At 63.3% G+C, this 14,407-nt stretch carries 14 protein-coding genes and 1 tRNA gene; 9 read left to right on the top strand and 6 right to left on the bottom strand.

Going from position 1 to position 14,407, the window contains the following annotated elements:
- Positions 1-121: 121 nt before the first annotated feature.
- The 3 genes from VMS96_08705 to VMS96_08695 form a co-directional block, all read right to left on the bottom strand.
- Positions 122-604, bottom strand: a complete 483-nt coding sequence (locus VMS96_08705; protein ID HVP43501.1) for a nuclear transport factor 2 family protein — start codon at positions 602-604, stop codon at positions 122-124.
- A gap of 108 nt (positions 605-712) precedes the next feature.
- Positions 713-2,452: a radical SAM protein gene (locus VMS96_08700; protein ID HVP43500.1), complete on the bottom strand. Its 1,740-nt coding sequence runs from the start codon at positions 2,450-2,452 to the stop codon at positions 713-715.
- Between the two features lie 329 nt (positions 2,453-2,781).
- Entirely contained in the window at positions 2,782-4,917 is a 2,136-nt protein-coding gene (locus tag VMS96_08695; protein ID HVP43499.1) for a radical SAM protein, read from the bottom strand.
- A gap of 517 nt (positions 4,918-5,434) precedes the next feature.
- Between VMS96_08695 and VMS96_08690 the strand changes: the two genes are divergently transcribed.
- The 4 genes from VMS96_08690 (at position 5,435) to VMS96_08675 (ending at position 8,636) form a co-directional block, all read left to right on the top strand.
- Complete coding sequence (locus VMS96_08690; protein HVP43498.1) at positions 5,435-6,703, top strand: nucleotide sugar dehydrogenase; 1,269 nt, start codon at positions 5,435-5,437, stop codon at positions 6,701-6,703.
- Positions 6,704-6,842: 139 nt separating this feature from the next.
- A complete protein-coding gene (locus VMS96_08685; protein ID HVP43497.1) occupies positions 6,843-7,433 on the top strand; it encodes a YceI family protein in 591 nt (196 codons plus the stop codon).
- Between the two features lie 62 nt (positions 7,434-7,495).
- Complete coding sequence (locus tag VMS96_08680; protein ID HVP43496.1) at positions 7,496-7,933, top strand: Mov34/MPN/PAD-1 family protein; 438 nt, start codon at positions 7,496-7,498, stop codon at positions 7,931-7,933.
- A 49-nt stretch (positions 7,934-7,982) separates the two neighbouring features.
- Positions 7,983-8,636 (top strand): DUF2007 domain-containing protein, encoded by a 654-nt coding sequence (locus VMS96_08675; GenBank protein ID HVP43495.1) that lies wholly within the window; start codon positions 7,983-7,985, stop codon positions 8,634-8,636.
- 20 nt (positions 8,637-8,656) lie between these two features.
- Here the strand turns inward: VMS96_08675 and VMS96_08670 are convergent, their stop codons facing one another.
- A complete protein-coding gene (locus tag VMS96_08670; GenBank protein ID HVP43494.1) occupies positions 8,657-9,178 on the bottom strand; it encodes a carbonic anhydrase in 522 nt (173 codons plus the stop codon).
- A 394-nt stretch (positions 9,179-9,572) separates the two neighbouring features.
- Between VMS96_08670 and VMS96_08665 the strand changes: the two genes are divergently transcribed.
- Entirely contained in the window at positions 9,573-10,934 is a 1,362-nt protein-coding gene (locus VMS96_08665; GenBank protein HVP43493.1) for a YCF48-related protein, read from the top strand.
- Positions 10,935-10,991: 57 nt separating this feature from the next.
- Here the strand turns inward: VMS96_08665 and VMS96_08660 are convergent, their stop codons facing one another.
- Positions 10,992-11,411, bottom strand: a complete 420-nt coding sequence (locus VMS96_08660; GenBank protein HVP43492.1) for a hypothetical protein — start codon at positions 11,409-11,411, stop codon at positions 10,992-10,994.
- Between the two features lie 38 nt (positions 11,412-11,449).
- Between VMS96_08660 and VMS96_08655 the strand changes: the two genes are divergently transcribed.
- The 3 genes from VMS96_08655 (at position 11,450) to VMS96_08645 (ending at position 12,334) form a co-directional block, all read left to right on the top strand.
- Positions 11,450-11,524 (top strand) — tRNA-His (locus VMS96_08655).
- Between the two features lie 11 nt (positions 11,525-11,535).
- Positions 11,536-11,931 carry a hypothetical protein gene (locus VMS96_08650; protein HVP43491.1) on the top strand — a complete coding sequence of 132 codons (396 nt, stop codon included), beginning with the start codon at positions 11,536-11,538 and terminating at the stop codon, positions 11,929-11,931.
- Between the two features lie 61 nt (positions 11,932-11,992).
- Complete coding sequence (locus VMS96_08645) at positions 11,993-12,334, top strand: histidine triad nucleotide-binding protein (GenBank protein HVP43490.1); 342 nt, start codon at positions 11,993-11,995, stop codon at positions 12,332-12,334.
- Positions 12,335-12,379: 45 nt separating this feature from the next.
- On the opposite strand, the gene VMS96_08640 is transcribed toward VMS96_08645, so the two are convergent.
- Positions 12,380-13,045 carry a hypothetical protein gene (locus VMS96_08640; protein ID HVP43489.1) on the bottom strand — a complete coding sequence of 222 codons (666 nt, stop codon included), beginning with the start codon at positions 13,043-13,045 and terminating at the stop codon, positions 12,380-12,382.
- A 730-nt stretch (positions 13,046-13,775) separates the two neighbouring features.
- On the opposite strand from VMS96_08640, the gene VMS96_08635 reads away from it, so the two are divergent.
- The gene (locus VMS96_08635) at positions 13,776-14,333 is read left to right on the top strand and encodes a hypothetical protein (GenBank protein ID HVP43488.1); all 558 of its coding nucleotides are present in this window, start codon (positions 13,776-13,778) and stop codon (positions 14,331-14,333) included.
- The last annotated feature ends 74 nt before the right edge of the window (positions 14,334-14,407 follow it).

The raw sequence follows: 14,407 nt of genomic DNA, 5'->3' as shown, positions 1-14,407 counted from the left end.
GCCGAGTCCAAACCGGAGGAGACCCCACCGCCCAAACCGTAGTAGCTGTGGCGGCGGGTCTTTGACCCGCCGGACGCTCGCACAATTCATTAGGGGCTGCTCGCGCAGCCCCTGTTCTTTTTCACCGCATCTCCATCGGAGGCGAGGGGCCGACCGCCGCCGTGTGCGCCCGCGCGATCAGCATCCATTTCTTGTCGATGTTCTGCCAGGTGCTGGTGACACGGAACTGGTTCGCCGAAAGCGGCTTGCCTTTGCGGGTGGCGTTGATGTTCAGGACGTACGTCACCACGATCACGTCCCCGCCGCTGGGCCGCACCGTGACCTCCCCCATGCTGAGCTCCTTGACGTCGAGCTGTTCGAAGTAATCCAGCGCCGCCACCTTCTCGTGGATGCCGCTGGGCCCGACGTACACGAAGGTCGGCGCCAGGTGCCGCTCCAGTTCGCTCCAGGCCTTGTCCTTGACCGTGTCCCAGAACAGCCGTTCCAGGTGCTCGCCCCCGGTAGCGGAGCCCCAGGCGCGGACCGGCTTCTCCGGATAAAGGGTGCAGGCGCTCATCAGCAGTAACATTCCCACCGCACAGCCCAGCGCAGCGCGTCGCATCATGGCCCGCGATTGTATCGCAGACCTCCGGCAAAGCGATGAGGCCGGGCGCCCTCGCCCGGCCTCATTCCTCTTACTTTGCGCTATGCGCTATGTCCTATGCGCTATGGACTACGAGCACTTCCCGCAGATCTCCACCAGTTCCCGTTTGGCCCCGTTTCCGTTGCCATTCCCGTTGCTCTTGGCCTTGGCCAGAGTGGCGGCGTCCAGCTGGTTGAGCCGACCGTCGAGCGGCACCGAGAACTGCTTCTCCACCCGCTCCCGGAACACCGGCCCCGAGTTGTAGGCGCAGAACGGATAGATCATCCCGTCAGGCGCCGAGTAGTGGATCACGCAGCGCTTTACCCGCTCCACGTCGTAGTTGTAGGAATCCATGAAGTGCATGCACGACACCAGCAGGGTGCGGTAGCTGAACTTCCCGTCCATGCCGTCGCGGCCCAGCTTCTTGTCGGTAAAGCCCTGCAAGGTCTGCAGGAAGCGGGTGAAGTCCAGTCCCGGCGGCGCCAGCTCCGGCTTGAAATGCTTGCGCAGCGTATTCCACGCGTCCAGCTTGTGGAAGAACTTGACCCGCGACTTCTCGGTCTTGGCTGCGATCCGTTCCATGCCCTGCAGCATCGCAGGAATATCCATGAAGCGGGTCACCGGCACCGCCTGGTGCGACTTCTCATCCACGAACAGGTAGGTCCCCAGCGAGCAGTGCGGATGGCAGGTCAGCGTGGTGACCGGATCGCCCCGCATGGCCGACACCAGCCGTGAGAACGGCGTCACGCAGGCCAGCGGGAACCAGTCGCCATACGAGTCGAGGACCCCGGTCTGTTCTTCCAGGCAGTGCGCCACGTCCGTCGAGGTGAACCGCTTCTCCGCCAGCTCGTTGCGGTTGATGCGCCCGGTGAAGGTCACTGGCTGGTACACGATGGCGGTGATCACGTCGATGTTGTCCAACGCCAGTTGCAGGATCTTCCCGATCTCCTGGTCGTTCACGCCCTTCACGATGGTGGGGACGAAGACGATCTTCATTCCCACAGCGCGCGCGTTCTCGATCACCTTCAGTTTGTACTCGTACAGCGACTCGCCCCGCGTTCGCTGGTAGATCTCGTCGCAGGTGCCGTCGAACTGCAGATACAGGGTGGTCAGGCCGCTCTCTTTGGCTTGGCGCGCGAACTCGGGATCGGCCAGCAGGATGCCGTTGGTCGCCGCCTGCACGTGGCTGAAGCCCATGTCCCGGGCCGCCGCGCAGATGTCGAAGAAGCGTGGGTGCAGCGTCGGCTCCCCGCCGGAGAACTGCACGACGCGGCCCGCCACCGGACGCTCGTCCCGCACCCGTTGCAGCATCCCCACCACCGTCTCGAAGTCCGGCTCGTACAGGTAGCCTTGCACGTTGGCGTTGGCGAAACACACCGGGCAGGTCAGGTTGCAGCGGTTGGTCAGGTCGATGTTCACCAGTCCGGTGTGCGAGGTGTGCATGGAGCACAGGCCGCAGTCGGATGGGCAGGTCACCGCGTCCTCCACCGCCGGGTTGTGCAGTCCGCGCCCGTCGCCGAAGGTGTACTGCTCCGCCTTCAGATACAGCCGCACGTCGGACCACACCGTGTCCTTGAAGTAGCCGTGGGCGGCGCAGGTCTTCTCCATCATCACCCGGCCGTTCTCCTCGAACAGCCGCGCCTCGATCAGCTGGGTGCACTCCGGGCACAGCGACTGCGTGGTCTTGGGCAGCCCTCTCTGCAGCGGCTCGATGGGCGCGCCGGTGTAGGTGGTGCCGGGATGAACACCTTTCACCGTCTTGCGCGTCTTGGGTTCGGACAGCGGAAGCGGGACCTCGGGCTGCGTCTCGGGGAACGTCCGTGTGCTCACCTGGCTCTCCTGTTGTGTTCGCGGCCGCCGCCCACACCGCCACCTCGCGGCGTACGGCTGGCCGTCATCAAAGGGTCGCTTATCGCGCCGCGCCCGGGATGTGACCCGACTCACGCCACCGCGTGACCGCGATTACATGGCACAGTGAGAAGCGCCCCGCGCGCAGCGAACGGCGGGAACTTGCAGCGAACGGTATGACGAAATCCTCTCTGGATTGCCTTTTTTCTTGGATGAGCCCGGGGCGTAAGCCCTGCGGCAGCCGAAATTGCGCAGGGTCGCGCCAGAGAAAAGGCCGCCTCCCGGCGGCCTTGAAACAGGAGCTGCTGGTTCTAATCGCCCGCTACCGGCTCTTCCACGTTCTCCACCGCCGGCTTGTGGCCATTGCCGTTGCCGTTGGCCGGAGCGATGGTCGCCAGCGGCACGAAGCTTTCCGCCGTCGGGTCCTTGAGCACGTGCTTCTTGTACAGTTTCATCATTTCCGCGTGGTAGGCCGGGTCTTTCTCTTTCATCTTCTGGTCGCGCTTGCGGATCTTCTCCTCGCGGGCGTTCTTGGCCACGCCCAGCTTGTCCAGGTCGCGCTGCTCCTCGTCGGTGATCAGGTCGCGGTTCAGCGTGTACACGCGCTCCTTCGGCTGCTCGATGCTGACGTTCTTGCCCCCGGCGAAGATCTCGTGCCGGCCGTGCTCGTCGTACCACTTGGTCAGGGTCGCCGTCATGTGCATCTTCTCGATGATGTTGCGCCAGCCGATGCCGGTGTTGTAGGCGCAGAAGCTGATCTCGCCCTCCTGCGTCGCGTACGGGATGATGCACTGCTCGGTGCGCCGGAAATCGTAGTTCCACAGGTCCTGGAACCACATGCCGGCGATGAAGAGGATGTTCCAGCGGTCCTTGCGCCGCTTCTCCACGTCTTCGATGGTGCGATCGGCCCCGACCTTGCCGTATGCCCCCGAACGCGCCTTCTTGCTCGCCCCGAAGCCCTTGTCGAACTTCATGAGCAGGTCGAAGATGCTGAAGTGGGTGGTGGTCTTGAACGAATCGAAGTTGCGCATCACCGCCAGCGCCATGCCCAGCAGCGACATCGTGCGGCCGCGGCCCGCGTCGGTGACCTTGGCCACGTCCTTGGCCAGTTGGTCGGCATTGAGGAATGCGGTGATGGGCGCCGCTTCCTTGGTTTCCTTGTCCACCATGATGCCCATGCCCACGCCGCAGTTCGGGTGGCAGCCGCAGCTCATCTGTCCCCAGGTGGCGTCCGGCCCGTGCACCAGGTCGGCCCAGTCGGAGAACGTTCCCATGAACGACAGCGGGAACCAGTCGCGTGTCGGCTCGCCGATGCCCACCTGGCTCTTCACGTCGTGCGCCAGGTGCGCCAGGGTGTAGCGCTGCGCCGCCCGCCGCTCTTCCGTGATCTCCTCGTCGCGCCCGGTGAACGACACCGGCTGGAACGAGCAGAAGCTGATCAGCTTGGGATTGTCGAGCGCGAACTTGATGATGCGCCCCACCTGCTCGTTGTTGATGCCGTTGATGATGGTGGTCACCGGCACCACGTCCACGCCGGACTCGTACAGGTTCTCGATCGCCTTCATCTTCACGTCGAACAGGTTGCCCACCTTGCGGTGCGCGTTGGCGGCGTTGCCGATGCCGTCGAACTGCAGGTAGGCGTAGCGCAGGCCCGCCTCCGCCGCTTGCTTGCAGAACTCCTTCGATTTCGCGAACTCGATGCCGTTGGTCGCCGCCTGCACCGAGTTGTACCCCACCTTCCGCGAGTACCGCACCGCGTCCAGGAAGTAGGGCGACAGCGTCGGCTCTCCGCCCGAGAACTGCACCGACATCTGCCGCTTCGGCTTGATGGAGATGGCGTTATCGAGAAGTGTCTTGATCTCCTCCCACGTCAGTTCATGCACGAACCCCACCTGGTTCGCGTCCATGAAACACGGGTCGCACATCATATTGCACCGATTTGTCAGGTCGATGGTGAGGACGGCGCCGCGGCCGTGCTTGATGGTGGAGGTGCCGTGGTGGTGCAGGTGCTCGTCGGCGTGGGAGCGGATGTCGCGCCCCGGAAAGCTCTCTTCCAGGTGGCGGAACATCACCGGATCGATGGACATCACGTCCTCGAAGTGGCCGTGCACCGGGCAGTCCTTCACCATCAGGATCTTGCCGTCGCGCTCGATGATCTGGGCCTTGATCTCGCCCGGGCGCTCGTTCATCAGCACGTCCAGGGGCAGATCGCCGTCGAGGATCTTCTTGCGGATCTCGGGGACGCAGCGCGGGCACAGCGAGTCGGTGGCCCGCGGCCAGCCCAGCGGCGGCTTCTGCTTCTGGTACGACTTCAGCAGCGGCCGCTCCGACCACTTGGGGGTGAACGACGGATTGGGCGAGATGCGGTTCAACCGCTCATACACGAACCACGCGCCATTGGCGGCGACCGTCAGCGCCTTCTCCACATACTTGATCGGCTTGTGCATTGACACGCTCCCCTAACGACGGCAAAGCAGACTAGGAATGCCTCACCCCACGCGCAGGCACGGCCCTTCGCAGGCGCGCAAGTGCCTATGCGGACTTCTGGATGTCCTTATCTATTAGACTTGTTACTTAACCCTCACCCCAACCGTGAAGCTACGAACGGAGTGTTTTGTGGGCTCAGCGGCGAGTGACTGCATTGAACGGTTATTCACAGAAAGCCGCTAAGCCCTTGAAAATCAACGAGTATTGCTGGTTGAAGAATATACACTCCGGCTGCCCGTTCCGCCAAGTTCGTTGGTTGATTCCAAGTAAGCCGCCACCTGCCGTTTGCGACGCAAAGGGTGGGAGGCTGGTGACCTCAGGCCTGCGCTGTTACCCTCGTCCATGTCCTCTCGCCCGTACATTGTCCCTCTTCGGCGTTGCGGATGACCTGCGCAAGACGCTAAATACTGAGGTTGCGCAAGGCGTCGGTCGTTCGCACGCACTCTCCGACCCACCCTGCTGGAAAGGACTCGAATCATGCATATCGGCGTGTACGGCTCCGGATACCTGGGAACGGTGCTCTCGGCCTGCCTGGCGGATTTCGGCACCCCGGTCACCTGCTGCGATGAGAACGCGGCCCGGCTGAATTCCCTGGCGCAGGGCAACATCCCGTTCTTCGAGAAGAACCTGCAGGACGTGGTGCGGCGCAACCTGCGCGCCGGACGCCTGATCTACTCCACCGACCTGGCCTCGTTCGCCGCCAAGTCGCAGGCCATCTTCATGGCGGAAGATTCCCATCATTACATCGAGGAAGTCGCCCTGAAGCTGGCCCGCATGGCGGCCCGCAACGCGTTCCTGATCCTGGTGACGCCGGTCCCGGTGGGTACCGCCGGCCGCATCGAGAAGAAGCTGAAAGACGCGGGCGTACCCATGGTGGTGGTGTCGCATCCGGTGTTCGTGACCGACGGCTGCGCGGTCGAGGACTTCAACTGGCCCGACCGCATCGTGCTGGGCACCGATTCGACCCAGGCGGTGACCATGGTCAAGCAGATCTACCGCCCGCTGGCCATGCGGGGCGTGCCCGTCATCGTCACCAACCACGAGACGGCGGAGCTGGTGCGCGAGGCCTCCACCGCCTTTTGCGCCACCAAGATCTCCTTCATCAACGAGATCGCGGGGCTGTGCGAGCACGTGGGCGCCGACGCCGTGGACCTCTCCCTGGCCCTCGGCCTAGACAAGAAGATCGCCCCGCGCTGCCTGCAGCCGGGCGCCGGCTTCGGCGGTCCCTTCGTCGAGCACGACATGGACTCCCTCGCTCAGCTGGCCACGGGCAAGGGCATCGCACTGAAGATCCTGGCCGCGGCCCGCGAGGTGAACGTCTCCCTCTCCGACCGCGTGGTGCACAAGCTGCATGCCATGATGGAATCGGTGATGGGCAAGGAGGTCGGCATCCTCGGCCTGGCCTTCAAGCCCAACACCAACTCGGTCGCCGCTTCGTCTTCCATCCTGCTGGCGCGCCGCCTGCTCGCCCAGGGCGCGCACGTCCGGGCTTACGATCCGGTGGCGCTGCCCACCGCCAAGATGGAGCTGAACGGCAGCGTGCGCTACTGCGAGAACGCCTACCAGACGGCCGAAGGCGCCGAGGCCCTGGTGGTGGGCACCGGCTGGCCCGAGTTCCGCGCCCTCGACTTCGACAAGATCAAGCGCCTGCTCAAGCGTCCGGTGCTGGTGGACACCAAGAACCTGCTCGACGGCCCGCGCATGAAGGCCATGGGCTTCCAGTACGCGGGTGTCGGCCGGAGGTAGCTCGATCTGGACCATGCAGCCCGCGCGCCCGCGCGGGCTTTTCTTGTTGGTAGAGACGCCCGTCAGGCCGTCTCCTGATTTCTTGCAGCCAGAGCTGCCCTTCGTTCATCTGTCCTGTGAGTCCTTGCGGAGACATTCGATGAAGTCAAGAAACCTGCTGTGGGCGCTTTGCGTCCTTGTTCTTTCCCTGCCCGCCGCCGCCCAGCTCGAGACCTGGAAGATCGACCCCAACCACACGGCGTCGCAGTTCGCCGCGCGTCATTTCGGCATCTCGACCGTCCGCGGCCAATTCAACAAGACCACCGGCACGGTGGCTTACGATCCGAAGGATCCGGCCAAGACGGTCATCGACATCACCATCGACGCGGCCTCGGTGAACACCCGCATCGAGATGCGCGACAACGACCTGCGCAGCCCCAACTTCCTCGACGTCCAGAAGTTCCCCACCATCACCTTCAAGTCGACGCGGGTGGAAGCCGCCGGGCCTGGCAAGCTCAAGGTCACCGGCGACCTCACCATCCATGGCGTGACCAAGGAGGCCGTACTCGACGTGGACGGCCCCACCGAGCCGATGAAGGACCCGCGGGGGAATCTGCGCCTGGGCGCCTCCGCCACCACCAAGATCAACCGCAAGGATTTCGGGGTGAATGGCAATCCGACGGCGGTGGGCGACGACATCCAGATCACCCTCGACATCGAACTGATGAAGCCCGCCGTCCCCGCACAGTAGGCCCCTCCGGCGAGCACGACTCCATTTGTTCCCCGGCCCGTTTGCTGTAATGTTAGGGCGTCATGCCGGACCTGGAGGAGGTTGTGGTGGACCGCAAGGTGCTCGACGCCTTCAAGCGGAGGGCGCTGAAGGTCTATCCCCGGGAGATCTTCGAGCAGATCGTGGGGCGCATCTCGGGCACCCAAGCCCGCATCTTCGCCTTCCGCGACCTGGAGCACACCGCTCACAAAGGCGACATCTACATCGATTCCGATATGAATCCCATGACCGAGGGCGAGGACGAGCCCCGCTTCGACATCCTGGGCACCATCCACACCCATCCCCAGGACACGGTCGAGCCCAGCACCCTCGACTGGCAGACCATGCACAAGGACGGCGAGCTGGTGATGGGCATCTGCGCCATCCGGCGCACCGCCAAGCGGCGGTTCGTCACCTTCGCCTTCTTCAGCAGCAGCCAGGCGCAGCTCCCGCTCACCATCAGCGAAGCCGCGGGCGCCTGATCATTTGATCGCGCCGACGTCAGATCACATGGGATAAGATTCCGCTCCCATGCCAATCGATACCGAAAGGGAACGGCAACGCCTGGCCGCGCTCTACGCGGGCATGAGCGAAGAGGAACTGAAAGCCGTTGCCCACGACGCAGGATCCCTGACCGAGGTCGCCCTGCAAACGCTGTCGGATGAGGTGCGCCGGCGAGGGCTCGACATCCCTCTGGCCGAATCCGTCGTGCCGATGACAGACGTTGAACAACTCCAGTTAGTCGTGGTGCAGCAGTTCAGAGACATGCCGCAGGCGATCCTGGCCAAGGGGACGCTGGAATCTGCGGGCATCGAATGTTTCCTGGTGGACGACAACATGGTCCGCCTGGACTGGTTCATCTCCAATCTGCTCGGCGGCGTGAAGCTCGCGGTCCGGACCGAAGACGCGGAAGCGGCCCGCGAAGTCCTCGAACAGCCCATCCCCGAGGGGTTCGCGGTGGAAGGGGTCGGAGATTACGAGCAGCCGCGCTGTCCCCGCTGCGGTTCCCTGGAGATCACCCACGAGGCGAATCTGGACAAGCGCATCGCGCTCCCTGCGCTCTACGTCGGCCTCCCCATCCCGGTGCCGCGCAACGTCTGGAAGTGTGAGTCCTGCGGCGCCCACTGGCGGGAAGACGGTGAAGAAGGCGGAGAGACACCAGGGGCTGCGCCGGCTCATGACTGACGACTGCCGACTGACGGCTGCTACGCCGCTACCGCTCGGCTCCCCGGCTGCACCTCGCGCAGCCGCCCGGTGCGGACGTCGTAAACCAATCCGCGTACCGGGATGTGCCGCGGGATCCAAGGATGTGACCTCACCCGCGAAATCTGCCGCCGCACGTTCTCCTCTACGTCCGGAAATGCGTGGAAGTGCACCGGCGACACTGCCGCCACGCCCGTCTCCTTTTCCAGGCGGTCGCGCAGCTCGTCGTCCTTGAAGGTCAGCATGCCGCAGTCAGTGTGGTTGATGATCAGGAACTCCTCCGTCCCCAGCAGGTGATGGGAGATGATCAGCGAGCGCACCGCATCCTCGCTGGCGATCCCGCCGGCGTTGCGGATGATGTGCGCCTCCCCGGTCTCCAGCCCGAGGAACTTCTCCACCGTGAGGCGCGCGTCCATGCAGGCCAGCACCGCCAGCTTGCGCGCCGGCGGCATCGGCAGGTGTCCCAGCTTGAACTGTTCGGCATACCGCTCGTTGGCTCGAAGTACTTCGTCGGTGATGCTCATGGCTTTCTCCTTTTCGCGCAAAAAGTAAAAAGCCGCTCCGTGTGGAGCGGCTTGGGTGGCAAGATGCCGAGACGATCAGGGAACACATGCCTCGCCCACGCCGCGCACACGACAACAACAGCAGCAGACGGCAGCGGCGCACATGGCGAGGTAGCGAGGCATGACCCTTCTGGTCAACGTAGATGGAGGGATGCCCTGCCGGGTTACAAATTATTGTCTCACTCGTAGGACGACCGACCCCGGCCCTCCGGTGGAAGCACAGCGCCATCGGCGCGGCGGAGGAGGAGCCCGGCACGGCAGTGCCGGGTAAGGAGCGAGGAGAGAAACCGAGTCCCGTAGGGACGACGGAGGTTAGTCTTGACTAGCGTACGCCCTTGGATAACATTCTCGACAGATGCACATCCTGCGCATGGCTCGACAACAAGGGTTTGGGATCGCGATTACGATCGCCATGTGCCTGACAGTGTTGTCGGGCGGCCTCAACGCCGAGGACAAGCCGCCGAGCGCGTGGCAGAATCGCGACCTTCCGTTTCGCCCTGTGAATATCGTCAGCACAGGAAACGAATTGTGGACTTGTGGCACAGATGAAGGGCTCGCCGTCTCGTTCGACAACGGACTCCACTGGCAATTAAGGCATCAGAAACGCGATGGCAGCGTGTTGCTCAACATCGACTTTGCGGATAACAAGTTCGGCTATGCCTCGGGCACAAATGGTCTGCTGCTGACGACAGTTGATGGTGGCGAAACATGGGAGCAGCACACTTTGAGTGTCAATACGCTGCTCCACGCGTCTTTCTCTGACCCGCAGCACGGCCTCATACACACCCGAACATCTCTTCTGGTAACCAGCGACGGCGGAGTGCACTGGTCGTCTGTGTTGACGGGTCTCACTCAAGAGCAGCTTAAGGAGTTTCGATTTCCCGCATCCTTAGTTGCCCTTGACGCAAAGCACATGGGGGTGATGCTGAGCGCCGGTCCCGCACAGTATTACGCGAAGGCATTCGTTTTCACGCGGGACGGCGGTTCAAGCTGGACATTTCAAACTATCCCCAACACAACCGTTTACAGCTTCCTCCGCAACTCAGCCAGGTACTGGGTAGTTGGGACAGAGGTGATTGAAAAAGATAAGCCGGGTGGCGGTTACGCGGTTCCACTCGCTATGTACTCAGCCGACGGCGAGGGTTGGAATCGCTCCCCAAGCGACCTTTCACCTTGCCGGCTGCATACCTGCACTCTGTGTAGCAGTCGGGGGTGCCTCGCACGAAATGGGACTGTTGTGGACATCTTCGGTCCAAAGACCACTCTGCACGAGTTCACACCCAATCCCGAAGCGACTACGAAATGGGCTTCAACAGACTCCAGTATCTGCTTGGTCACGGATCGAATACTCTGCGCCAATCTCGAAGTATCCCTCAAGGTTGGAGAGACCGCCGGCCCTCAGCTCCCGCCGGCTCTATCTGGGCCTGCTCTAGGAGCCGGGCCGGACTCCAATGGACCGGTCTGCATCGTCTGCAATACGGATCCGTTCCTCATCGACCCGCACGCGCACGGAAGATTCATGGTCCACATCAAGGTCCGAATCGCGCGCAATGGAACCGTACGTGGAGCGGAGGTTAGTGGCGCTCCAGAAGCGATCAATGCGAGGATCCGACAGCAGGCCGAACATTGGTTGTTCGAACCGTCGGTTAAAGATGGGGTTGCGACGGAAGCTGTTGCAGAGAGGACCGTCCCAGTGGCCGTCATCGCGCCCAAATAGCTACGAACCAGAAACAAGGCCGCCTTGCGGTAGGAATCGGGATTGTGGATATCGGAGCTACAACCGCCGCCGCACTTCCCGGCGCACCAACTCGGCCACCGCGCCGTACACGATGTGGGTGAGCACGGAATTCCAGCGCTTGCTGGCGGGATACGTATGCGGCGGGCGGAACAGGCCGATCCGGGGGCCGATAACCTCGTTGCCCAGCACCGCCTCTCCGACGAAGAAGGGGATGCCGCCCGCGACGGCGGTGTCGGGCATCAGCTCCACGGCCACGCCGTAGCCGGCGCCCAGCGCGATCCCGATGGCAAAGTGCAGGGCGGTGGCATGTCGCCCGGCGATGCGCTGCGCGAATTCCGTTTCGTAGCTGGGCTCGCCGTAATGTCGCTGCCAGAGGTCGTCCACCACTTTCATGGCCAGCGATGCGGCCGCGCCCGCCGCTACGCCCGCCAGCAGCGCCTTCCCCATGTGCTTCATCGCGACTGTTATAATCGAAGTGCTGACCTTCCTCTACGGCGGGCGTAGTTCAGCGGTAGAACACCGGACTGTGGCTCCGGCTGTCGTGGGTTCGATCCCCACCGCCCGCCCCAACGAAATTGCCATGATTGCCAGGATCGCCGTGACCGCCGCGAATGCCATGATTGCGCTGGTGGTGCTGGCAATTCCCTTACCCGCCCAGCAGAAGCCGGCGGAGGTGCCGCAGGTGGACGCCGGCGCGGGCGCCTGCTGGGTGGACTTTTCGGTCACCCAGGACCACCAGCCGGTGTACAACGCCAAAATCCACGCCCAGGTGCGCTACGGCCTGGCGCACAAGACCGATGTTGAGGTGGGCAGCAACTACGAAGGCAAGGCGCGGGTCAGCGGCCTGCCGAAAAAAGTGCGCAAGCCGCCGCTAGTGTTCGATATCCGCAAAGACAATGCGGCCACTACCCTTCCACACGATCCGGCAGTAGATTGCCACGCCCGTTACGACGTCGAGCTTCCCGGCGCGCAGTAGTCCCATATGCGATTTGTGATTTGCGAGTACGCATCTGTATGCTGGCGCGCGGAGAGCGACCATGGCCGACTGCCTGTTCTGCAGGATCATCGAGGGCAAGGCCCGATCGAAGAAAGTCTATGAAGATGACAAGGTGTTCGTCATCGAGGACATCAATCCGCAAGCGCCCACCCACCTGCTCATCCTTCCCAAGAAGCACATCGAGGGACTGAGCACCGCCCGGGCGGAGGACGCGGAGATCATCGGCTACTGCCAGTTGATTGCGGCCAGGCTGGGACGCGAGCGGGGCGTCGAGGACGGTTACCGCACCGTGTACAACGTGGGGCCGAAGTCGGGGCAGTCGGTGTTCCACCTGCATCTGCACCTGCTGGGGGGCAGAGTGCTGCGCTGGCCGCCGGGCTGAAAAGTGCGAAGTACCCGGTACCAAGTACCAAGCAAAGAACAGAAACTACTGCGCCTGTTCCTCGAGGTCGCCGCTGGCGCCGTGGCGGCGGAGGATCTGGGGAAGGTTTTGGGAGAAAGCGGAGCGCGGCATGACCGCGTCGCAGCCGGCCTCCTGGGCCTTCAGTTTCAGGTCGCCCTGCACGTGGGAGACGAACCCCAGGATGGACGTTCCCTTCTTCAACTTGGAGCGCAGCTTGGGGATCGTGACCAGCGGCTTGGCGTTGGCGTTGTTCAGGTCGAAGATGACCAGCGAGGGCGCTTCCTGGCCATTCTCCTCCAGGCGCCCGAGGATGTCCTGGTCGGTCTTGACGAACTCCACGTTGACATTGAGCTTGCGCGCAGTGTCCTTGATCTTGGTCTGGAAGAACAGGTCATCCACGAAGGCGAAGATTCGGGTGGCGGCGTCCTCGCGCGCGGGCAGCGGCTCGATCTCGGGATGCTGGAAGAACTGCGGAGTGAGGCCGCCGTGGCGGAACTGGTTGCCGCCATTGCCGTTCTGCGCGTTGCGGTAGCTGTGGTCCATGGGGCCGACGAAGGTGGCGCCGCGCGGGCCGCGCCCGCCCCGCTTTCCGCCCTGCTGGTGAGGTCCGTGGCTGCCCTGTCCGCCATGCTTGCGGCGGCGCCGGTGACCTCCGCCGCGGTGGCCGGGATGTTGCGGTCCTTTGTTCATGCTGTCGTATTCCTCGAGGTCCTATAGCTTGGGCCTGGAGTCATCCTTCCGGTGTGTATCCGTGCCTAAGTTCGCGTCAGGCGAAAATCGCAACGGCTGGGTCGTTGTCGAGAACTCGTTTCGTCCGTCGAGCGCAAGCAATCAACGCGCGGAGGGCCAGCACGATGGGCGTGCGGCTGCTTGGAGGACGAAGCTGATGATATCCATCTTGGGAGGCCGGCGCAAGCCAACCGCGCCGATTTAGCCTTCCCGGGAATCCGCACGAACGCCCCCACGTCCGCGCCGGTCCTATTCTACTATGGCTGCCCCCCACCCAGGATGACTTCGGTACTTTTATGCAAGCGCTTGGCAGGGCATGACTTGCCCTGCGGCATTGCCGTGGTCACTTGTCAGTGGTGACCACAGGCCCAAGACTAGTGCTCATCCATGAGGATGGAGCTGAGAGAGATGGGAGTGAGGCCAGCCATGGCAAAGGATCATAGAAGCAAGGGCCTGATGTGGGCGCTCGCGGGCCTGTCGCTGTGCGTCCCGCATGGGCGGCGGACGGGGTCCCGATGCCGGTGGACTGGGAGCCACAAGCACTTGGTTATCACCAATGCCGCCGGCCCGCAGGAGCGAGTCGCAGCTTCCCGGGACCCGCGGAGCATCAGCAACTGGTTGCGGCGGAGCCAGGCGATGGTGGTACAACAGGCGGCCAAGCCGGCGCCTCCGTCTCACCATCGAGCAGGCGGTGTTCAACATCACCTCGCAGTCGTTCACGAGCCAAACCGCGGTGAGCATCGGCCACTCCTCCACCACGAATGCCCGCGCCGCGGCCTTCGATAACAACTATTACCTCGGCACCATCGATGCCACCCACGGATTCGTTTATGCGTGCGGGACGCTGGGGGGGTCGCAGCATCCGGTCCTGTACCGGCTGGGATTCACGGCCGGATCTCCCCCCGCCATGAACTCGACCGCGGTCAGCGGTCCCACAATCGCCAATAGCAACGCGGAGTGCTCTCCCCTCACCGAATTCGCAAACCCGAACATCGCGGTCCAAGACCTGCTGTTCGTGGGCGACAGCAGTGGCCAGGTGCAGTCGTTCAATATCACCGGGGCCATGCCGTCCAACCCGACTGCGAGCGCCAGCTATCCGGGCGGAACCAGCGGGATCATCGTGGACAGCACCCAGCTGCCGACCCAGCAGGGCTCCAGCATCTACTTCACGACCCAATCCAATGTGGGCGGCAATTGCGGAGCGAACAACTATTGTGCCGTCAAGCTGACCCAGGGGGCGCTGCAGTAGTTCCGCATTCTTTGTTAGAATCAAGGCGCCGCAGGCTGGGCGCTTAACTCAGCGGTAGAGTGCCATCTTCACAC

This window comes from Terriglobales bacterium (genome assembly GCA_035543055.1).
Lineage (GTDB): Bacteria > Acidobacteriota > Terriglobia > Terriglobales > Acidobacteriaceae > JAIQFD01.
This window is presented reverse-complemented; position numbering and strand designations above follow the sequence as displayed.

Excerpts from the sequence above, each read along its gene's own strand:
- VMS96_08695 (HVP43499.1), bottom strand. The coding sequence starts at position 4,917 with ATGCACAAGCCGATCAAGTATGTGGAGAAGGCGCTGACGGTCGCCGCC.
- VMS96_08665 (HVP43493.1), top strand. The coding sequence starts at position 9,573 with ATGCACATCCTGCGCATGGCTCGACAACAAGGGTTTGGGATCGCGATT.
- VMS96_08670 (HVP43494.1), bottom strand. The coding sequence starts at position 9,178 with ATGAGCATCACCGACGAAGTACTTCGAGCCAACGAGCGGTATGCCGAA.
- VMS96_08705 (HVP43501.1), bottom strand. The coding sequence starts at position 604 with ATGATGCGACGCGCTGCGCTGGGCTGTGCGGTGGGAATGTTACTGCTG.
- VMS96_08690 (HVP43498.1), top strand. The coding sequence starts at position 5,435 with ATGCATATCGGCGTGTACGGCTCCGGATACCTGGGAACGGTGCTCTCG.
- VMS96_08675 (HVP43495.1), top strand. The coding sequence starts at position 7,983 with ATGCCAATCGATACCGAAAGGGAACGGCAACGCCTGGCCGCGCTCTAC.
- VMS96_08660 (HVP43492.1), bottom strand. The coding sequence starts at position 11,411 with ATGAAGCACATGGGGAAGGCGCTGCTGGCGGGCGTAGCGGCGGGCGCG.
- VMS96_08645 (HVP43490.1), top strand. The coding sequence starts at position 11,993 with ATGGCCGACTGCCTGTTCTGCAGGATCATCGAGGGCAAGGCCCGATCG.
- VMS96_08650 (HVP43491.1), top strand. The coding sequence starts at position 11,536 with ATGATTGCCAGGATCGCCGTGACCGCCGCGAATGCCATGATTGCGCTG.
- VMS96_08680 (HVP43496.1), top strand. The coding sequence starts at position 7,496 with ATGCCGGACCTGGAGGAGGTTGTGGTGGACCGCAAGGTGCTCGACGCC.
- VMS96_08640 (HVP43489.1), bottom strand. The coding sequence starts at position 13,045 with ATGAACAAAGGACCGCAACATCCCGGCCACCGCGGCGGAGGTCACCGG.
- VMS96_08685 (HVP43497.1), top strand. The coding sequence starts at position 6,843 with ATGAAGTCAAGAAACCTGCTGTGGGCGCTTTGCGTCCTTGTTCTTTCC.